At 71.2% G+C, this 20,166-nt stretch carries 16 protein-coding genes; 3 read left to right on the top strand and 13 right to left on the bottom strand.

The window, feature by feature from the left end; genetic code table 11:
• Positions 1-95 precede the first annotated feature (95 nt).
• Genes ADL03_RS21590 through ADL03_RS21570 form a run of 5 tightly spaced genes read right to left on the bottom strand, consistent with a single transcriptional unit; the run spans position 96 to position 7,955 of the window.
• Positions 96-2,960 (bottom strand): RICIN domain-containing protein, encoded by a 2,865-nt coding sequence (locus ADL03_RS21590; RefSeq protein WP_053735322.1) that lies wholly within the window; start codon positions 2,958-2,960, stop codon positions 96-98.
• Between the two features lie 41 nt (positions 2,961-3,001).
• Positions 3,002-4,027: an ABC transporter permease gene (locus ADL03_RS21585; RefSeq protein ID WP_053735321.1), complete on the bottom strand. Its 1,026-nt coding sequence runs from the start codon at positions 4,025-4,027 to the stop codon at positions 3,002-3,004.
• Positions 4,020-5,525, bottom strand: coding sequence for a sugar ABC transporter ATP-binding protein (locus ADL03_RS21580; RefSeq protein WP_053735320.1), 1,506 nt, complete (start codon positions 5,523-5,525; stop codon positions 4,020-4,022). The genes ADL03_RS21585 and ADL03_RS21580 overlap by 8 nt, the downstream gene beginning before the upstream one ends.
• Positions 5,526-5,550: 25 nt before the next feature.
• A complete protein-coding gene (locus ADL03_RS21575) occupies positions 5,551-6,600 on the bottom strand; it encodes a sugar ABC transporter substrate-binding protein (protein WP_053735319.1) in 1,050 nt (349 codons plus the stop codon).
• A gap of 41 nt (positions 6,601-6,641) precedes the next feature.
• Positions 6,642-7,955, bottom strand: coding sequence for an enolase C-terminal domain-like protein (locus ADL03_RS21570; RefSeq protein ID WP_053735318.1), 1,314 nt, complete (start codon positions 7,953-7,955; stop codon positions 6,642-6,644).
• 220 nt (positions 7,956-8,175) lie between these two features.
• Between ADL03_RS21570 and ADL03_RS21565 the strand changes: the two genes are divergently transcribed.
• Complete coding sequence (locus ADL03_RS21565) at positions 8,176-8,862, top strand: FadR/GntR family transcriptional regulator (RefSeq protein WP_053735317.1); 687 nt, start codon at positions 8,176-8,178, stop codon at positions 8,860-8,862.
• A 9-nt stretch (positions 8,863-8,871) separates the two neighbouring features.
• Here ADL03_RS21565 and ADL03_RS21560 read toward each other — a convergent pair whose 3' ends face one another.
• Complete coding sequence (locus tag ADL03_RS21560; protein WP_053735316.1) at positions 8,872-9,630, bottom strand: hypothetical protein; 759 nt, start codon at positions 9,628-9,630, stop codon at positions 8,872-8,874.
• Between the two features lie 609 nt (positions 9,631-10,239).
• On the opposite strand from ADL03_RS21560, the gene ADL03_RS21555 reads away from it, so the two are divergent.
• Positions 10,240-13,044: a BTAD domain-containing putative transcriptional regulator gene (locus ADL03_RS21555; protein ID WP_197288531.1), complete on the top strand. Its 2,805-nt coding sequence runs from the start codon at positions 10,240-10,242 to the stop codon at positions 13,042-13,044.
• Here ADL03_RS21555 and ADL03_RS21550 read toward each other — a convergent pair.
• The 7 genes from ADL03_RS21550 to ADL03_RS21520 form a co-directional block, all read right to left on the bottom strand.
• Positions 13,022-13,432 (bottom strand): Calx-beta domain-containing protein, encoded by a 411-nt coding sequence (locus tag ADL03_RS21550; RefSeq protein WP_053735315.1) that lies wholly within the window; start codon positions 13,430-13,432, stop codon positions 13,022-13,024. The two genes, ADL03_RS21555 and ADL03_RS21550, sit on opposite strands and share 23 nt — an antisense overlap.
• 61 nt (positions 13,433-13,493) lie before the next feature.
• Positions 13,494-14,444, bottom strand: a complete 951-nt coding sequence (locus ADL03_RS21545) for a hypothetical protein (RefSeq protein ID WP_053735314.1) — start codon at positions 14,442-14,444, stop codon at positions 13,494-13,496.
• Positions 14,445-14,535: 91 nt separating this feature from the next.
• Positions 14,536-14,877: an L-rhamnose mutarotase gene (locus ADL03_RS21540; RefSeq protein ID WP_053735313.1), complete on the bottom strand. Its 342-nt coding sequence runs from the start codon at positions 14,875-14,877 to the stop codon at positions 14,536-14,538.
• A 59-nt stretch (positions 14,878-14,936) separates the two neighbouring features.
• Entirely contained in the window at positions 14,937-16,112 is a 1,176-nt protein-coding gene (locus ADL03_RS21535) for a mandelate racemase/muconate lactonizing enzyme family protein (protein ID WP_053735312.1), read from the bottom strand.
• A gap of 1 nt (position 16,113) precedes the next feature.
• Positions 16,114-16,941, bottom strand: a complete 828-nt coding sequence (locus tag ADL03_RS21530) for a carbohydrate ABC transporter permease (protein ID WP_053735311.1) — start codon at positions 16,939-16,941, stop codon at positions 16,114-16,116.
• Positions 16,941-17,891 carry a carbohydrate ABC transporter permease gene (locus ADL03_RS21525; protein WP_197288530.1) on the bottom strand — a complete coding sequence of 317 codons (951 nt, stop codon included), beginning with the start codon at positions 17,889-17,891 and terminating at the stop codon, positions 16,941-16,943. Before ADL03_RS21525 ends, ADL03_RS21530 begins: the two co-directional genes overlap by 1 nt.
• A 5-nt stretch (positions 17,892-17,896) precedes the next feature.
• Positions 17,897-19,168 carry an ABC transporter substrate-binding protein gene (locus ADL03_RS21520; RefSeq protein ID WP_053735310.1) on the bottom strand — a complete coding sequence of 424 codons (1,272 nt, stop codon included), beginning with the start codon at positions 19,166-19,168 and terminating at the stop codon, positions 17,897-17,899.
• Positions 19,169-19,322: 154 nt separating this feature from the next.
• Between ADL03_RS21520 and ADL03_RS21515 the strand changes: the two genes are divergently transcribed.
• Entirely contained in the window at positions 19,323-20,102 is a 780-nt protein-coding gene (locus ADL03_RS21515; RefSeq protein ID WP_082373337.1) for a FadR/GntR family transcriptional regulator, read from the top strand.
• Positions 20,103-20,166 lie beyond the last annotated feature (64 nt).

Genomic DNA, 20,166 nt, shown 5'->3' with positions numbered 1-20,166 from the left:
CGGTGGGGAGGTCTCCGCACAGCCGTGGGCCGCGATCGCGCGTGACGTCATCGCGGCGACCGGCTGGCTGCCGCGATGACCCCATGCCCGGCTGGTCAGACCCAGACGACCTGCCACTGCTGGTTCTCGGCGCCGTTGGCCTGCCACTGGACCACCTTGGCGCCGTCGGTCTGGGCACCGCCCTCCACGTCCGCGCACCAGCCGGTGCGCACGTTGACGAGCTGGACGTGCCCGCCGCCCGCGTCGACGACCTTCCACCACTGGTCGGTGCTGCCGGTGTCGGCGCGTTGTTCGAGCTGGGCGCCCTGGGCTGAGCCGCCCGCACCGGTGAGCACCCGGCCGCTGTGCCGTGCGACGAGGCGGGACGAGCCGTCCGCGTTGGGCTGCAGCTGCCACTGCTGGTTGGTGCTGCCCGACCACGTCCACTGGACGACCTTGGCGCCGTCGGCGGTGCTCGCGCCGGTCACGTCGAGCGCCTTGCCGCTGCGCCGGTTGACCAGCCGGAACCAACTGCTCTGCAAGGAGATCGCGAAGTCCGTGCGCTGCCCCGCGGCCAGCGTGACCTGCCGGGCGTGCGGGCCGAGCGGTGACGGCGCGACCGGTGCGGTGGTCGTCAGCGCCGACATGCCGCGGCGGCTGATCAGGGTGACGGTCTGGTCGACGGCCGAGGTGACCGACATCGTGGCGGTGCGGGCGGTCAGGTCCCAGCCGAGGCTGTGCACGCGGATCCGGCCGCGCGCCCGCACACCGGTGATCGTGCCCCTGGTCAGCTGGCCGGGCAGCGCGGGCAGCACCTCCAGCACGCCGGGCCGCGAGTAGAGCAGCGCCTCGGCCAGCACAGCGGGGATCGCGTTCGCGGCGTCGGCGTTGTAGATGTCGAGGTTCGGGTTGTGGGAGGTCATCAGCGACCGGAAGACCATGTTGTTGCCGATGATCTTGCGCAGGTTGTCGTAGACCTTGCCGCCGTCCTTCAGCCGGGCGCCGGCCAGCGCGCGGTGCAGGCTGCCGTGGGCGGAGATGTTCTGGTCGCCGCGGACCTCCAGCGCGCGCAGGCCCGTGCGGACGAGGTCCGGTGTCTCCTCGGGGTTGATCTCGTGCAACGGCCAGGCGCCGTAGAGCTGCTGCACGTGCCGGTGGGAGTACTGGTCGGTGAGGCTCGGCCACGACCACTCGGCGAGCGCGTTGTCGCTGTTGGTGCGGTAGGCGGGCATCCTGGCCAGCAACGCCTTCCAGCGCTGCACGCCCTGGCCCGCGCCCTGCTCCACGCCGAGCGCGTTCGCGGCGAAGACCGCGGCCTGCAGCGCGTGCTTGCCGGCCATGATCTCGCCGGTGGCGTTGATGCTCAGGTGCACGCCGGTGTTGCCGGGCGCGTTCTCCACCGAGAAGCACGGCACGAAGACGACCTTGCCGTTCGAGTCGGTGCGGGTCAGGAAGTCCTCGTAGAACAGGGCCAGCTCCATCAGCGCGGGCCCGAGCCGGTCACGCAGGAACGCCTGGTCGCCGGTGACCTCGTAGTGCTCCAGCAACGGGTAGAGCAGCCAGTCGGCGCCACCGGTCCACGTGTGGCCGGGGAAACCTGCGTCGAAGTGCAGCATGTGGCCGTACTCGCCGTCGGTGCGGGTCGGCGCGAGGAAACCACGTGCGCCGTAGAGGTTCCTGGCGTTGGTGCGCCAGTGCGCCAGCTGCCCGAGCACCAGGGTGAAGTAGCCCTGCATGGCCTCGGTCGTGTCGAGGATGTTGCCGCCGGCGACCTGGAGGTTGACGTTGGCGTCGGTGGTGAAGTCGTCGGCCCACGCACCGGACCACGTGCCGGTCCAGATGCCGGTGAGCCGGGGCGGCAGCACACCGCTGGAGCTGATGAACAGGTAGCGGCCGCTGTCGTAGAGCCGCTCCAGCAACGCGAGGTCGATGACGCCCCTGTTGGCGTTCTGGCGGGCGATCAGCTCGCTGGTGGACAGCTTCCGGTCGGCCGCGGACACGCCCAGGTCCAGCCGCGACCGGTCGTACATCTCGGTGTGCACGGCGGTGTGCCGGGAACGCAGCGCCGGGTAGTCGGTGCCGATCGCCGCCAGCGCCGCGTGCAACGGCCTGGCGTCCCACACGGCCGGCGACTCGTAGCGGTCGAGCTTGGTGAGCAGCACCAGCTTGCTCGCCCCGGTCACGACGATCGTGGCGCCGTTCGCCGTGGTGCTGCCGCCGGTGGCCACGACCCTGGTGACGCCCTCGTAGCCGAACGCGCCCTGCCCCGACGGGTAGGTGCCGCGCAGGTTCAGGTAGCCGGAGCCGTTGGAGATCGTGGTCAGGGTGGCGTACCGGACGCTCGACGGTGCGCCGTCCAGCGCGGTGCTGACGCTGAGAGTGGTGTCGATCGTGCGGCCGGGCGGGGGCAGGAGCTCGTGCACGACCACGTTGTCGGCGCGGGACACGAACACCCTGCGGGTCCACGTTCCGGCGCCGTCGGTCCAGCTGGTGACGACCTCGCCGGTGCGGAAGTCGGTGACCCGGCCGTAGTCGCCGACGGTCAGGCCGGGCGTGGTGATCCGCAGCTCGTAGCCGGGGTGGTAGGTCTGCGTCCACCGCAACGACCAGCCCGCGGCGAAGTCCCGGTTGGCGCCGGCGTAGTCACCCGCGAGCGCCTTGTCCCGCACCGCGTTCAGCCGGCCCGACAGCACCGGGGGAGTGACCGAGCGCGTGCCGTTCGGCAGCACCAGCCGGTGGTGGTTGAAGATCACCTTCTCGGCGGTGGGACCGCCGTGCACCACGGCGCCGTACTCGCCGTTGCCGGTGAGGAACCCGTCCGTCCAGGACGTGGCCGGGCTCGTGTCGAAGATGCCGCGCTCGGGCACCGTGAGCTGGGGAGGCACCGCGGCGTTCGAGCGGGCGCCGGGTAACGCCGCGGCGCCGGCCGCCAGTGCCGTGACGGCGAGGAAGCGCCGTCGGTCGAGGTGGTGGTCCGTCACGTGAACTCCCTTGTACCGTGCGGATGTCGTGCTCGTGCGGGTCAGTCCTGGGCTTTGCCCCCGGTGACCCGCGACAGCGCCAGCGCGATGAGGATGATGGTGCCGTTGAGCGCCCCGATCCACTGGGCGGGGACACCGGCGAGCGTGAGCACGTTCTGGATGAGGAAGAGCAGCAGGATGCCGGTGAAGGCGCCGAACATGGTGCCCTTGCCGCCGTTGAGGCTGATGCCGCCGATGACGGCCGCGGCGAACACGGTGAAGATGTACCCGTTGCCCTGCGCGGAGGCGACCGAGGCCAGCCGCCCGGACAGCAGGAGACCGGCGAGCGCCGCGAGCAGGCTCGCGGTCACGATGACGAGCCACAGCACCCGGTCCGTGCGGATGCCCGCCGCCTTCGCCGCGTCGACGTTGCCGCCGATCGCGTACAACGACCGGCCGAAGCTCGTGAAGCCCAGCACCACGATGCCCGCGGCGAACAGGGCCAGGCACAGCCACACCGACGCGGGCATGCCGAGCCACTGGGTCGTGCCGAGGTACAGCATGGACTCCGGCAGCCGGAAGAACGTCTGACCGCCGGAGATGCCGGTCAGGACGCCGCGCAGCACGATCAGCATGCCGAGCGTCACGATGAAGCCGTTGAGCCCGAACCGGATGATGAACAACGCGTTGACCACGCCGACGAGCACACCGACCGCCAGCGTGATCGGCACCGACCAGCCGCCGGGCAGCAGCCCCAGCCCGTGGCCCGCGCCGACCGGCACGGTGAGCCAGGCGGCGACACCGGGCGCGAGGCCGACCGTGGACTCCAGCGACAGGTCCATCTTCTTCACGATCAGCACCAGCGTCTGCGCCAGCACCAGGACCGCGATCTCCGACATGGTCTGCAGCACGTTGACCAGGTTGTCGCCGCGCAGGAACACCGGGCTGACCAGCTGGCCGACCACCGCGATCACGATGATCGCCGGGATCAGCGCCAGGTCGCGCAGCCGGGCGAACGCGATCCGCCTGCCGGTGCCGGTGGCGTTCGCCGCCGGTGCCGCCGCCGTGAGCTCCGTGGTCTCAGCCATCGAGGTCGACTCCTTCCATCGCGGCCACGAGCTGGTGGTCGTGCCAGCCGCGGGGGATCTCGGCGACCACGCGGCCCCCGAACACCACCAGGACCCGGTCGCACAGGCGCAGGTCGTCGAGCTCGTCGGAGGCGATGAGCACGCCCGCGCCGGACTCGGCGACCTCCTCGACCTTGCCGAGGAGGAACTCCTTGGACCGCACGTCGACGCCGGCGGTCGGGTTGACCAGCACCAGCAGCCGCGGGTCGTTCGCGAGCGCGCGGGCCATCACGACCTTCTGCTGGTTGCCGCCGGAGAGCCCGGACACCGGCAGCTCCGGCCCCGGCGTCTTGATCTCCAGCTTGCCGATCATGTCGCGGGCGAAGCCGTCGCGGCGGCGGCCGTCGATGAACCCCGCGCGGCCCAGCCGTTCCGGGATGGTCAGGGTGCCGTTGTCCGCGATGGACAGCTGCGCCACGTACCCCTGGTGGTGCCGGTCCTGCGGCACGAACCCGACGCCCGCCTTCAACGCCGCGGGCACGCTGCCCGGCCGTGGCCGCGTCCCGGCGATCGTCACCGTGCCCGCGGTGGCGGCCCGCAGACCCGCGATCGTCTCCGCGACCTCGATGCGGCCGCTGCTCGCCGCACCGGCGAGACCGACGACCTCGCCCGCCCGGACGTGCAGCGACACGTCGTCGTACCCGCCCTCCAGCGACACGTCCGCCAGCTCCAGCACGGTGGGGGCGTCCGCGGCCGGAGCCCGGCGGGTGGCACCGGTCTGCGCCGCCACCTCCCCGGTCATCGCGGCCACCAGCTCGGCCCGTGGCAGCGCGTCGACCCGCGCGGTCAGCACGTGCCGGGCGTCGCGGAACACGGTGACCGTGTCGCAGATCTCGTAGATCTCCTGCAGGTGGTGGCTGATGAACAGGAACGTGACGCCTTGCTGCTGCAGCTCGGTGATGCGGCCGAACAACCGGGTGATCGCGGCGGCGTCGAGCTGGGCGGTCGGCTCGTCGAGGATGATGAACCGAGCCCCGAACGACAGCGCCCGCGCGATCTCCACGAACTGCCGCTGCTCCACGTCGAGGTCACCGGCGGGCAGCCGCACGTCCACGTCGACCGACCAGGCGTCGAGCAGCTCGCGTGCCTTGCCGCGCAGCGTCCGCCAGCTGATCAGGCCGCTGCGGCCGCGGTCGTAGCGGTTGAGGAACAGGTTCTCCGCGACCGTCAGCCCGGGGATGATCGTGGACTTCTGGTAGACGCAGGCCACCCGCTGCCGCCACGCGTCGCGGTCGGTGAGCCGCGGAGCCGGTGCGCCGCCGAAGGTGATGGTGCCCTCGTCCGGCGCCTGCAGTCCGGTGAGGACGGACACCAGCGTCGACTTGCCGGCCCCGTTGCGCCCCACCAGGGCGTGGGTCTGCCCCTGCTCGATGAGGATGGCGGCCTCGTGCAGGGCCACGGTGGAGCCGTACCGCTTCGTCACTCCCGTCGCCTCGACGACGGGCGCAGCTGCGACCATGGTTGTCTCCCGCGTTGTCGCCGGCTCAGCCGAGCTTGGTGCCCCACAACGACTTGTCGTCGTGCTTGAGGCTGGTCACGCCGTCGGAGGTGCCGCCGTCGGCGGTGACCAGCGGAGCGGAGAGCTGGTCCTCCAGCAGGCCGGGGCGGACCTGGACGATCGTGCTGTCGTGGTCGGTCTTGCCGGGGTTGAACGTCTTGCCCTCGATCGCGGCCTTGACGTACTGCAGCGCGTACTTGGCGTACAGGTCGGCCGGCTGGGACACGGTGGCGTCGATGTTGCCCTCGGCGATGTTCTTGAGCTCCTCGGGGATGCCGTCGTTGGACACGATGAACACGTGCTTGGGGTCCGTGGGCGGCACCAGCAGGTTCTTCTGCTTGAGCACCTGCAGCGTGCCGGAGAGCGCGAAGCTCGACTGCATGTAGACGCCCTTGACGTCCGGGTTGGCGGTGAGGTCGGTCTGCAGCTTCTGCGCCGCGACCGCGCCGTCCCAGTTCGTGGCCTCGCCGAGCACGGTGATGCCGGGGTAGTTGGCCTTCATGCAGTCGTTGAACGCCTCGGTGCGGTCCCTGCCGTTGATCGAGGAGAGGTCGCCCTGCAGCATCACGACCTTGCCCTTGCCTGCGAGCTTCGCGCCGAGGAACCGGCAGGCCTTCTCGCCGTAGGCCCGGTTGTCGGCGCGCACGACCATGAACACGTCACCGCTGTCGGGCCGGGTGTCGACGGTGACGACCGGGATCTTCTTGGCGGCCAGCTGTTCCAGCGTCGGTGCGATCGCCGCGGTGTCCTGCGGCGCCATCGCGACGCCCTTCACGCCCTGGCTGATGAACGTCTGGACGTTGGCGGTGAGCTTGGCGACGTCGTTCTGCGAGTTCGTGGTCTTGAGCTCCAGGCCGAGCTCCTTGCCGAACTCGGGGGTGTACTTGATGTAGGAGTTCCAGAAGTCGGTGTCGGAGCGCGGGTAGTCGACACCGACCACCTGCCCGCCCGCACCGGTGCTCGACGAGCCGCACGCGGTGAGCGCGGCGGTGAGGAGCGCGACGAGACCGAGACAGGCGCGGGTTCTGGTGTTCACGGCGGGTCTCCTAACGGGTGACGGGATGGGTGCGTCGACGCTCAGGCGGTGACCTGCCCGTTCCAGACGGGCCCGTCCGGGAAGCGGTGGGCGGCGATGGAGGCCGGGTGCAGCTGTGCGCTGATGCCGGGGGCCGTCGGTGCGAGGTAGTGGCCGTCGCGGACGCGCACCGGGTCGGTGAAGTGCTCGTGCAGGTGGTCGACGTACTCGACGACGCGGTTCTCGGTGGTGCCGCTGACCGCCACGTAGTCGAACATCGCCAGGTGCTGGACCATCTCGCACAGCCCGACACCACCGGCGTGCGGGCAGACCGGCACGCCGAACTTGGCCGCCAGCAACAGGATCGCGACGTTCTCGGTGACGCCGGCGGTGCGGCTCGCGTCGAGCTGCAGGACGTCGATGGCGTCGAGCTGCAGCAGCTGCTTGAACATCACCTGGTTGTGCGTGTGCTCGCCGGTGGCGACCTTCACCGGCGCGACGGCCCGGCGGATGGTGGCGTGGCCGAGGACGTCGTCGGGTGAGGTCGGCTCCTCGATCCAGTACGGGTCGTAGGGCGTCAGCTCGGCCATCCAGTCGATTGCCTGCCGCACACCCCACGCCTGGTTGGCGTCGACGGCGATCTTGATGTCGGGACCGACCGCCTCACGGGCCAGCCGCAGCCGCCGCAGGTCGTCCTCGGCGTTGGCGCCGACCTTGAGCTTGATCAGGGTGAACCCGTCGGCGACGGCCTGCCGTGACAACCGCACGAGCTTCTCGTCGTCGTAGCCCAGCCAGCCGGGCGTGGTCGTGTAGGCGGGATAACCGTGGCTGCGCAGGTGGGCGGTGCGCGCGGCACGACCCGGTTCGGCGCGCCGGAGGATGGCGAGCGCCTCGTCGCGGGTGAGCGCGTCCTCCAGGTAGCGGAAGTCGACGAGGTCGACCAGCTGCTCCGGTGACAGCTCGGAGAGCAGCTGCCACACGGGTTTGCCCTCCCGCCGTGCGTAGAGGTCCCACACCGCGTTCACGATCGCGGCAGCGGCCATGTGGATGGCGCCCTTCTCCGGGCCGAGCCACCGCAGCTGACTGTCACCGGTCAGCAGGCGTGAGAACGCACCGAGGTCGCCGAGGACCTCGTCCACCGGCAGCCCGGTCACCAGCGGGGCCAGCGCGCGCACGGCGGCGACCTCGACGTCGTTGCCCCGTCCCACGGTGAACGCGAGCCCGTACCCCTCCGCGCCCCCGCTCGTGCGGATGGTCACGTAGGCGGCCGAGTAGTCGGGCTCGGGGTTCATCGCGTCCGACCCGTCGAGCTCACGCGAGGTGGGGAACCGGACGTCGATCGCCTCGACCGCGGTGATCAGCTCGGTCCGGTGCATTGCAACCACCCCATCGTCGTGTGTCAGCGGCGTGTCCGCGGAGCAACGATCCGTGAGCGGACATGGGATGGATTTATAGGCCACGGCGACTAGACGTGTCCATCGTCTTCGGGCAAATTGCACTCAAATGCCTGCTGCAGGCAGCGATGCTGTTCGAGGCGCGTGGATGCGGACGACCCATCTCTTCGGCAGAGATGGGATGTGTTGCTACCCTGCGCGGATGTCACTGACCGACAAGGCCATCGACCGCATCCGGGACCTGATCGGGTCGGGCGAGCTGCCGCCGGGGTCGAAGCTGCCGCCGGAGCAGCAACTGGCCGCCGAGCTGGGCCTGTCCCGCAACCTGATGCGCGAGGCGGTCAAGGCCCTGGTGGTGGCGCGGGTCCTGGAGATCCGGCGCGGTGACGGCACCTACGTGACGAGCCTGGAACCGTCGGTGCTGCTCGGCGGCATCTCCTCGGCCGTCGAACTGCTGCGCGGCGACACCCTCCTGGAGCTGACCGAGGTGCGCAGGCTCTTCGAACCGGTCGCGACCGCACTCGCCGCGACCCGCATCTCCGACCGCGAACTGCGGGAGGTCGAACAGCACCTGGACGCGATGCGCGCCGCCCGCGACGACGTCGAACTGCTCAACCTCCACGACGCCGCCTTCCACCGCGCGGTCGTCGCCGCCACCGGCAACGCCACGCTGACCACGTTGCTGGAGGGCATCTCCAGCCGCACGGTCCGCGCCAGGGTGTGGCGCGGCCTGGTCGACGACAACGCCGCCAGCCGTACCCTCGCCGAGCACGAGGCGATCCACCAGGCACTGGCCGACCGCGACCCCGCACTCGCACAGGCCGCCGCCCTGATGCACATCAACACGACCGAACGCTGGTTGCGCGAGCACGTGGGCCGCGAGGCCTGAGCCCGTCCCTCAGCACCCCACCCGCCGCGACCCGAGCGCGATGTCGTCGAGCCACAGGTCGTGGGCGCCGTCGTGGGGCTGGTACAGCTGCCAGCCGATCTTGACCGTGTCGAAGGCGGGGAACACGAAGTCCACCGGATTGCCGCCGTGCGACCGAGTTGAGACCGTGAGGTCCGGCTGCGGCACACCGTCGAACCACAGCTCGACGCGGTTGTCGGAGGCGTCCATCCGCCACTCGACGCACTGCCACACGTCCGCACGCGAGGGCGCCGACTCCCGCCAGTTCGTCCAGTCACCGGTCGGCCCGCCGTCGGCGCCCACACCCCACAGCGCCCGATCGGCGGTCGGCACGTACTGACCACCCAGCGGCCGCACGACCTCCGGTCCATCCCCGGTGGCCTCGACCAGGGTGTAGTGCGCCCAGTCCGGCTGCTTCGGGAAGGCGTCGACCTTCAGCCGCATCCGCCCGTAGAAGCTGTTGCCCGGCGCCGAGAAGTCGTCCACGCGCAGGAAGGCGCGCCCGTTGCCCTCGGTGTGCACGTGCAGCACCCGCTGACCGCGCGCGGCTTTCTCCACGGTGAGCGTGCCGTGCCGGGTGTCCACGCCCCAGTCGAGACTGGTCGCACCACCCAGCGGCACCGACTGGAAGTCCTCGCAGAACAACAACCCCGGGCGAGCGCACGAGCGCGGGTGCGCGGTCGCGGCCGGCAGGGCCGTGAGGAGGAGGGGGAGAGCCAGGATCACGGACAACGCTTTCCGCAAAGGCATGCCCGGCAATCTACGAGGTCGGCCGCAAACGGTGCCAGCAAAGGCTTTCCGGCACGCGTCTTCGACTCGAATTCGATCGATGCCGGGCGGGCTGTGCCGCGACCGTTGCCGGGCAGGCTGTGCCGCGACCGCTGTCCGGCGCGCCGGACACCGACGGGCGGGCTGCGCGGGACCGTCGCCGGGCGAGGGGCGTGCGACAACCACCGCCGGGCATGCCGTGCCGCGACGGCTGTGGGGCGGGCTGTGCCGCGCCCCCTGTCGGGCAGGGGCGCGCCCAGGGCTATCGCCAGGCCGACCTGGCCGCCATCCCGCCGCCCGCCGTTGCAACCCCAGCCCCAGCCACCAGCCGCCGCCAAGCCGGCTCCGTTGCTGCCCCCGGCTCCGCCGCCCGCCGCCGCCCCACCGCGCCTCGCCGCCGCCGCGCCCCTCCCCGCCGTGCCGTCACCCGCGAATGCCGCCCCACTCGCCAGCCGTGCCTCACCGCGACCACCAGCCGTGCCCGGCCCGGACCGCCGACCCTCCCCAGGCCGTGTGCGATCACTCCAGCCGATGGGCGGTTCCCCCCGAACACCTCGCCATCAGCCCATTTGGCCAGCTAACGTACAAATCGTGGGGGGACCAGGTGGCGAGGTCCGGATCCTCGGGCCCGTGGAGGTGTGCGGCCCGCGTGGTCGGGCCGAGCTGAACGGCGCCCGGCAGCGCAGCGTCGTGGCGGTGCTGGCGCTGCGCGCGGGTACGCCGGTTCCCGTCGACCGCCTCGTGGACGTGTTGTGGGGGGATGACCCGCCGCGCACGGCCGTGCGGTCGTTGCACAGTTATGTCGCGCGGGTGCGGCAGGCGCTGGCTGACTGCGGCATGCCCGGCGCGGTCGTGACCAAGCCCGGTGGCTACCAGCTGGACGCCTCGGTCGACGCGGAGCGGTTCGAGCGGACCAGGGACCTCAGCCTGTGGCGGGGCGAGCCGCTGGCGGGCGTCGAGCTGTTCGGGTGGGGGCGTGCGGAGGTCGACCGGCTGCGGGAGCAGCGGATCGCCGCGCTGGAGGGGCATTGGGCCGAGCGGCTCGGCCGTGAGGACGCGGTCGCCGAGCTCGAACGGCTCGTGGTGAGCCACCCGACCAGGGAACGGCTCGTCGGTCTGCTGATGCGGGCGCTGCACCTCGACGGGAGGCACGCGGACGCGCTCGAAGCGTTCCAGCGCCTCAGATCCCGGCTCGCCGACGAGCTCGGTGCCGACCCGGGGCCCGAGCTGAGCGCCCTGCACACCGCCATCCTGCGGCGCGATCCCTCCCTGCACAGCGCGAAACCCGCTCCGCGCACCGCGAAGCCCGCCCAGCTGCCCGCGCGCGCCGGGCACTTCACGGGCCGTGCCGCCGAGTTCGCCGCGCTGGCCGGCCTGCCGCCGATCGTCGTGGTCTCCGGTGTCGCCGGGGTCGGCAAGACGACGTTCGCCGTCGAGTGGGCGCACCGCGTGGCCGACCGCTTCCCCGACGGGCAGGTGTTCCTGGACCTGCAACGCCTCACGCCGGAGCAGGCGCTGACCGAGATGCTGCACACCCTCGGCGTCCCCGCGGACCGCACGCCCGCCGACCCGGCCGCGCTGTACCGGACGTTGTTGCACGGCAAGCGGGTGCTGATCGTGCTCGACGACGTCCGCCGCGCGCGGGACGTGCTGCCGCTCGTGCCCGGCGACCAGGGCAACCTGCTGCTGGTCACCAGCCGCGACACGCTCTCGGCGCTCGGCACGCACCACGCCGTGCACACCGTGCGCCTCGGTTTGCTGAGCGAACCCGAGGCGCACGACCTGCTGGCCGACATCCTGGGCGCGCCACGAGTGCGTGCGGAGTCCGACGCGACCGCGGCCCTGGCCGTCCACTGTGGACGGCTGCCGCTCGCGCTGCGGATCGCGGCGGCACGGCTGGCGGTGCGGCCGGGGCGGCGGATCGCCGACCTCGTGCGGGAGCTGACCCGCAACGACCCGCTGGACGTGCTGGCGGTCGACGGCGACGACCGCACGGTCCGCACGGTGTTCGCGAGCGCGCACCGCACGCTGAGCCCGCAGGCGGCGCACCTGTTCCGCGTGCTCGGCGAGCACCCCGGCGCGAGCTTTCCCGCCGACCTCGCCGACGCGCTGGGGCCCGGCCTCGACGAGCTGGTCGCGTCGCACCTCGTCAGCGAGGTGGGCAACGGCCGGTACGCGTTGCACGACCTGATCCGGTTGTTCGCGCGGCAGAGCGGTGACCTCGGCGACGGGGTGCGGCGGCTGCTCGACCGGTACCTCACGATCGCGCACGCGGCCAACGGCGTGCTCAACCCGCGCCACGACCTCGTGCGCCGCCCGCACTGCGACGACCTGCCGTTCGCGCCGAACCGCGTCGAGGTGCTCGCCCACCTCGACGCCGAACGCGACAACATGCTGCACGTGATCCGGCTGGCCGCGCGCTCCGGTCTGCGGCGGGAGACCTGGCAGCTGGCGTACCTGCTGACGAGCTACTTCGAGGCGCGCGGCAACTGGGCGGCCCGCGTCGAGCAGTGCGAGCACGCCGTCGAGGCCGCCCGCGCGCTCGGCGACCGGCGGGCGGAGGCGGAGATGCTGCGCGGGCTCGGGATCGCGCTGCAGATGACCTCGCGCATCGCGGACGCCATGGTGGTGCAACGGCAGGCGCTCGTCCTCGCGCGCGAGGCCGGCGACCTGCGCGGGGAAGCCCGGCTGCACAACAACATCGGCAACGCGCACTCCGAGCTGCGCGAGTTCGACCTGGCGCTGGAGTCGTACGAGGCGGCGATGCGCGTGCACCGGGCGGCGGGCGACGAGGTCGGTGTGGCGCTGGCCCGGCGCAACCTCGGCTACACCCGCGTGCGGATGGGCCGGCCGGACCGGGCGGTGGAACCGCTGTTCGCGGCGCTGGAGACGTTCCGCGCGGTCGGGAACTCACGGCTGGAAGCGGCGACGCTGATGTCGCTGGGCAACGCGTTCCACCAGCTCGCCGACCGCGCACCGGCGCTGCGCTACTTCGGTGACGCGCTGCGGATCAGCCGCGAGATCGCCGACCACCGGTTCGAGGCCGACGCGCTGGCCCACCTCGGGGTCACCCAGCTCGCGCTCGGCGACCCGGCCGTGGCACGCGAGCACCTGACCGGCGCGCTCGCGGTGTGCCGTGCGCTCGGTGATCGGCACCGCGAAGCCTCGGCACTGCACCACCTCGGTGAGACCGAGCTGGCGCTGGGCGACCTCGCCGCCGCCCGCGCCCACCTCACGGCCGCGCTCGCGGTGCGCGCGCAGGCACCGGACGCGTTCGAGGAGGCCTCGGTCCACCGCAGCTCCGCCGACCTGGCCGGTCGGTGCGGGCGGTGGACCGAGGCCGCACGGCACTGGGCTCAGGCCCTCGCCCTGTTCACCACTTGCCGCCGATCGTGAACACGGCGACGCCCTTGCCGATCTGGCCGTACCTCACCGCGGTGATCTGCAGCGAGAACTGCTTCTGCTGATCGCTCACCCGCAACACGGTGTAGGGCACCCCGGCGGAGGTCTGGCCCGCCTTGATCGTCACCGTTCCGCTCGGCACGGCCTTGTAGTCCTCGCCCAGCTTCGCGGTGCCGTCGACGAACCTGTACGACACCTCGACGTCCTGCCTCGACGCGCCGTTGCGCAGCTTGAGCACCGCGGCGGACGACTCCGCCCTCTCGTGCACCGGCCCGTCGAGCGCGTCCACGACCACCGGGCAGTCGGGCGGTTCGCAGTCCGCTGCGCCGTGTGCGGGCACGATTCCCAGCAAGAGCAGTAACAACACCATGATCGTCTTCATTGACAACCCCTTCGACGGATCCGGCTCCGTTCAACGGAGTCGGACCCGCCGAAGCTGATACTCACTCCTTGTCGTTGATCCGGTACTGGGCACCGCCGAGGTCGAGGCCCTGCGCGTCGACCTGGTGCACCTCGAGCACCGCCGGCTCGGCCTCCACCTGGGTCGCGAACGTCAGCGCGATCTCGACGCGCTCGTCGGCCTTGAGCGTGAGGCCGTCGAAGCGGGCGAGCTTCGGCTCGACCAGCTGGAACTGCGTCTCGCCGACCTGCTTCACGCCGACGCCCCGCTGGCCGGTGGCCTTCCACCGTGCCGCGAGGTCACGCCCGAGGTCGACCGTCACCGTGCCCGCGAACGGCCGCTCCGGCTGCTCGAAGAGCAGGTTCTGCCGGGTGTCGAACGGTTCCGGGTTGCCGATCGTGTACGGCACGGTGACCGGCCGGGACGGGTAGACCCGCACCGAGTCGACGTTGCGCCACGCGATGTTGTTGTTGCGCTGGGCGTTGAGCTGCGTGTTGGCGACCTCGGCGAACGTCATCGGGTCGGCGTTCGACACCCACCTGGCGAGCAGGCAGAAGTGGGCAGGACCGGGCACGTTCCAGCCGGGCCAGGTGATCATGACCGTGGTGCCGCTGACCGGCACGCTCGCCGCCGCGTTGCCGATGTAGGTCCAGCCGCCCGGCCACGCCGTCCCGCCGCCGAGGTTGCTGCGGTACAGGACGAGGTTGCCGTCCACGTTGCCCAGTGGGGTGGCCTTGCGGCGCAACGTCACGAACACGTAGTTGGTCGCCCCGGCGATCGGGTTCTGCGACACCGCGCAGAGCACCGGGGTGTGGCACACCTTGATGTCCGGGCTGTAGTAGATGCTGCCGGTGCTGGGCTCGTTGCCCACGTCGCTCGCGTTGTCCCGCACGTAGACGTCGCGGTAGTTCGGTGTGGCGCTCGCCGTCGGCACGACGAGCCCCACCACCGCGAGCAATCCGACCAGTACCGCCGCCAGCTTGGCTCTCACCATGTCCTCCTCGGTTGTGCTCTGCTGACCGAAGGAGTACCGGCGTGCTGTTGTAGCGCGGTTGTCGTGCTGTTGTCACTGCCGCGCAACGACGCTATGCGGGGTCTTCGAGGTGCCACACCTCCTGCATCGGCACCCACCAGTGACCGGAGCCCGGCTCGGCCAGCGACTCCTGGCACGGGTCCGTGAACGTCCACCAGCGCTGCGTCTCCGGGTCGGCGGCGATGCGGGCCTGGTCTGCGTCGTGGTCGTCGCCGACGTACTCGTAGTAACCGAACAGCAGGTCGCCGTGCAGGAAGATGGTGAAGTTGCGCATGTTCGCGTCGAGCATCGTCTTCTCGACGGCGGGCCAGACGGCCGAGTGCAGCCGCAGGTACTCCTCGCGGTGCTCCGGGCGCAGCCGGATCACCATGCCGAAGCGCTGGGGTCGGTCCATGTCGGTTCTCCTCGGAGTCCGGCGGCACGCGGTGCCACGTGCGGGGTGCGGGTTCGGTGCTACAGGTCGGGGCCGGGGTCGTTCTGGGCGGGCTCGACCGCGTGCAGGCGGCGTCCCGCGCGTTCCGGCCGGATGTGCGGACCGCCGGCCAGCGGGTCGGGCAGCAGGTCGCCTGACGCGGCGATCTTCTCCTCGTCGATGCGCAGCCCCAGACCGGGGCTGTCACCGAGGACGTACGCCCCGTCCTCGACGGTCAGGTCGATCGCGACGCCCACCGCGGGCCGCAGGTCCTGCAGCTCGCTGACCAGGTGGTTGGGCAACGACGCCGCGGCGTGCAGCAGGCCGATCGGGCTGGTGCCGATCGGGCTCACCGGCAGGTCGTGGGCGTGGGCCAGCGTGCTGACCCGCAGGAAGTGGGTCACGCCCCAGACCGCGGCGGTCTGGACGACGTCCACGGCGCCCGCGGCCATCAGCGGCCGGTGCTGTTCGAGGCCGGTGAGGTTCTCACCGGTGGCGACCGAGGCGCGGATGCCGCGGCCCACCGCCGCGTGGCCCTCCACGTCCCAGCGCCGCACCGGCTCCTCGACCCAGGTCAGGTCGAAGGTGCGTTCGAGCTCGCAGACGTAGCGCACGGCCTGCTTGCGCGTCCAGGTCTCGTTGACGTCGAGCATCAGGCTCGGCCGGGCGCCGCGGCCCGCCTCGGTGAGGATGTCGCGGACCAGGGCGAGGCGGTGGCGGTCGCGGTCGACGTCGAGGCCCCCCTTGAGCTTCGCCGCGCGCAGGCCGTGCGCCGCGTAGTTCTGGTACACGGCGACGAGCTCGTCGTCGGTCAGCGCGGCGCACAGGCCGGAGGCGTAGGCGGGCACGCGGCGGTCGCGGCCGCCGAGCAGCCGCCACAGCGGTTCTCCCGCCGCCTGCGCCTTGATGTCCCACAGCGCGGTGTCGACGGCGCCGATGGTGCCGAACACCGCGCCGGAGTGCCCCGCCTTGAACGTGTGGCGCAGCATCCGGTCGTAGAGGGCGGTCACGGACCGCGGGTCCTCGCCCTCGATGGCGGCGAAGACGCTGTCGATCTCCACGTGCGGCCCGAGACCGACACCGGTGAGGCCGGTGTCCGTCTCGACGACGACGATCGGGACCCGGACGAGCCCGTCGGCGTAGACGCCGTTGGCGTCACCGACCGGCCGGCCCCAGTCCTGGACCGTGGTGAGGGTCCGCAGACCAGTGATGCGCATGTCAGCCCTTCGTCGACCCGGCGGTGACCCCGTCGGCGATCTGTCGTTGCAGGAACAGGTACACGACCAGGACGGGGACCGCGGCGATCAGCACACCGGAGGCGAACGTGGGGATGTCGTCGGAGTACTGCCCGCGCAACGACGTCACCCCGACCATGAGCGTGCGGTGCTCGGCGGACGGCATCATCAGCAACGAGATGAGCACGTCGTTCCAGCAGAAGAGCGCGTTGAGCACGCCGACCGACAGCAGCGCGGGCGCGCCGATCGGGAGCATGATCCGCCAGTAGACGCCGTAGACGGAGTTCCCGTCGATGCGCGCGGCGTCCACGATCTCCGGCGGCACGGTCGAGTAGTAGCTGGTCAGCAGGAAGATCGTGAACGGCAGGAACTGCGCCACGTAGGCGAGGACCAGCCCGGGGTAGGTGTCCACGAGACCGGTGTCGGCCATGATCCGCGCCAGCGGCACCATGATCACCTGGAACGGGATGAACAACGCCGCGAGCACCCCCAGGAACAGCGCGGAGGAACCGCGGAAGCGCAGCCGGGCGAGCGCGAAGCCCGCCATCGACCCGATCAGCAGCAGCAACGCGACCGAGCACGTCACGACGACCACCGAGTTCAGGAAGTACCGCGACATCCCCACGCTCGTCCACGCCTTGACGACGTTGTCGAGGCTGAACGACTCGGCCAGGGAGAACCGGTCGAGGACGTACTCGCGGCGGGTCTTCATGGCGACGTTGGTGGTGAACACCAGCGGGTAGACCGTCGCCAGCGCGAGCAGCGCCATCGGGATCGCGACCACCCACCTGGTCAGCCGGGTGCCGGTCATCAGTCCTCCTTGCCCGCGCGCCGCAGGATCCCGATCTGGGCCAGCCCCACCACGAGCATGATCAGGAACAACGCGGTGGACGCCGCCGAGGCGAGCGCGGGCTGGTTCATCTGCCCCTGCTGGATCCAGACGTAGTACTCGGGCAGGTAGGTCGACCCCTCCGGCCCGCCGCTCGTCATCACGTACACCAGGCCGAACATCGACGTCAGCATGCCGATCATCGTGGTGACGAAGACGAACTGGATCGTGCGGGACAGGCTCGGCACGACCACGTGCCGGATCGTCTGCCCCAGCGACGCGCCGTCGACCTTCGCCGCGTCGAGCAGCGAGGCGTCGAGCGTGGCGAACCCGGCCAGGAAGACCACCAGTGCCATGCCGAACGTCGCCCACACGTGCACGCCGACGACCGCGAAGATCGCCACGTCGGGGTCGCCCAGCCAGTCCACCGGCCCGAGGCCCAGCCCGCCGAGCAGCGCGTTGAGCGGGCCGTCGAACGCCAGCAGCAGGGTGAAGATCGCACCGACGATGACCGGCGACAGCACGGCGGGGAAGAAGTACACGCCGCGGTACAGCCGGTGTCCCGGCACCTTCAGGAAGATGAACGTCGCGAGCAGGCCGGGGATCGCCACCGCCACCGGAAGCAGCAGCACGAGCAGGCCGACGTTGCGCAGCGCGGTGCGGAAGAGCGGGTCGTGCAGCAGGGTCACGTAGTTGTCGAAGCCGACCGGCAGGCCGTTGCGCTCGCCGTCGCCGGTGAAGGAGAAGTTGATCCCGAGCACCAGCGGCCACAGCCGCAGGCCGGCGATGACGAGCACGGCCGGTGCCAGCAGGACCAGGGGAGCCAGGCGCTCGGACCGCGGGCCGCCGCGGGGCCGCCGTGCGGGGCGCGCGGTCGCCCCGGCGGGCCCGGTCGTGGCCGGGCCCGCGGGAGACAGAGGGGGTGCCGTCACGCCGGTCAGCCCGTCTTGTCGGAGGCGGCCAGCTGCTGCAGCACCTCGTCCACCGTGGTCGAGCCGCTGAGCAGCTGCTGCGAGAGCCGTCCCATGAGGTCGATCGTCTTGGACGACAAGGCGACGTGCAGGGCGGGCTTGCCGGACTTGACCTCGGTGACGATCGTCTTGACCGCGGGACCGCCGGCGGAGGTGTCGATCGTGGTGTCGGAGGCGATCGCGCCACCGTCGAGGTAGAACGCCTTGAGCGCCTCGGTCGAGGTCAGCGACCGCACCAGGTCCGCGGCGAGCTTCTGGTCCTTCGTCCACTTCGCGACCGCGTAGCCGATGCCGCCGTCGTAGGCCAGGCTCGGCTTCGCGGCCGGGTTGACCACCGGCGCCCGCATGACGCCGACCTTCTCCGGCGTGAGGAACTCGGCGAAGTCCTTCCAGTGCCCGACATCGGACATCAGGCCGATGACGTTGGCCGCCTTGGCGGAGTTGAACGCGGCGAACGCGTCGTTGAACATCGCGGTGGAGTTGGCGCCGTCGGTGTTGAGCCCGGCCTCACCGGTCTGCTTCCACAGCTCGAAGATCCGCTTGACGTCCGGTGAGGACCAGTCGCGCTTCCCGGCGATCCAGTCGTCGTACTCCTGCGGGGTCAGCACCGCCGATCCCATGGCGGACAGGAAGAACTGGATGCCGATGCCCTCCTTGTTGCCCAGCGCGAAGCACTTCGCGCCGGTCTTCTGGGTGATGGCACCGCAGTTGCGGACGAAGTCGTCCCAGGTCTTCGCGGGGGCCTCGGGGTCCAGACCGGCCTTCTGGTAGAGGTCCTTGTTGTAGTAGATCGGGTGGCCCTGCAACGTCACCGGCTCCGCGTAGACCTTGCCGTCCTTGGTGAACGCGTCCCAGCCGGCCAGCCGCGCGCGGTCCTCGGCGACGTGGGAGTCGAGCGGGGCGAGCGCGTCGGACCGGTCGCGGATCTGGCCGCCGCCGTTGAACAGGATGACGTCGGGACCCTTGCCGGACTGGATGGCCGCTCCGAGCAGGGTGTAGTACTGGTCGAACGGCTGCGCCACGAACTCGACCTTGACGTCGGGGTGCTTCTTCGCGAAGTCCGCCTTGGCCTTCTCCAGGTAGCCGGCCGCCTTCGCGTCGCCGGACTTCCAGTCCCAGACCACGAGCTTGTCACCGGAGCCGCCGGACGACGTGCCGGGTCCGGCGGCGCTCCCGCATCCCGCTGTCAACGCCAGCCCCGCCACCAGGGCGGCAGACCACAGTGTCCGCTGCTTCATCGCTGCTCACTTCTCGAGACGGATGGCCGGGCGAAAGCGGCCCGACGAGGTGTGTGCTGAACGTAAGTCGTATGACGTATTACGTCAACGGGTCATTCGGGGTAGGCTCGTTGCACGCCGCGGTGCTTCGGCCGGGGCGCGACCGGAGGAACGAATGACGGCATCGGGCCAGCAACCGAACGCGACGGTGGGCGCGCACTCCGCGCCGGGCTGGGTGCGCCGGCCGGCGAACCTGGCCAGGGCGATCACGACAGAGCTGGTGGAGCGGATCGTGCGCGGCGACCACCCGTCGGGCACCTCGCTGCCGCCGGAACCCGTGCTGTGCGAGACCTTCTCGGTGAGCAGGACCGTCATCCGCGAGGCGGTGAAGGTGTTGCAGGAGAAGGGTTTGGTCCAGGTTCGCCAGGGTGCGGGCACCATGGTCACGCCGCCGTCGATGTGGAACGTGCTCGACGAGCTGGTGCTGGGGGCTGTGGTCGCCGAGGACGAGACGCTGGGCGTCCTGGACGACCTGGTGGTCACCCGCAGGCTGCTGGAGTCCGACATGGCGCAGGTCGCCGCCCGCACCGCGGACGAGGCCACCGTCGCCGCGCTGCGCGACCTCGTGGACCTGATGGACCAGCTGGTGGACGACCCGGTCGCCTACCGCGAGCAGGACCACGCCTTCCACGACACGATCATGCGCGCGTCCGGCAACCGGATCGCCAGGGGTGTCGTGCGGTCGCTGGAGAGCCAGGTCTTCAACACCGCCCGCTACATGGGCAGAACCGACCGCGAGCTGTGCGCGGCCTCCAACCAGGGGCACCGCCGCATCTGCGAGCGCATCGCGGCGCACGACCCGGAAGGTGCCGCCGAGGCCATGTTCACCCACATCACCGAGGCGTGGCTGGTGCGGCGCACCGGCGTGGGCGAACCCGGCCGCCTGGACCGGTAGACCACCTGCGCTGCCGCCGCGCACCGGGCGACGCCTCCGCGCTGCGGACGCAATTCGCCTGTCC

Origin of the sequence: Nocardia sp. NRRL S-836 (assembly GCF_001279525.1) — a bacterium.
GTDB lineage: Bacteria > Actinomycetota > Actinomycetes > Mycobacteriales > Pseudonocardiaceae > Lentzea.
This window is presented reverse-complemented; position numbering and strand designations above follow the sequence as displayed.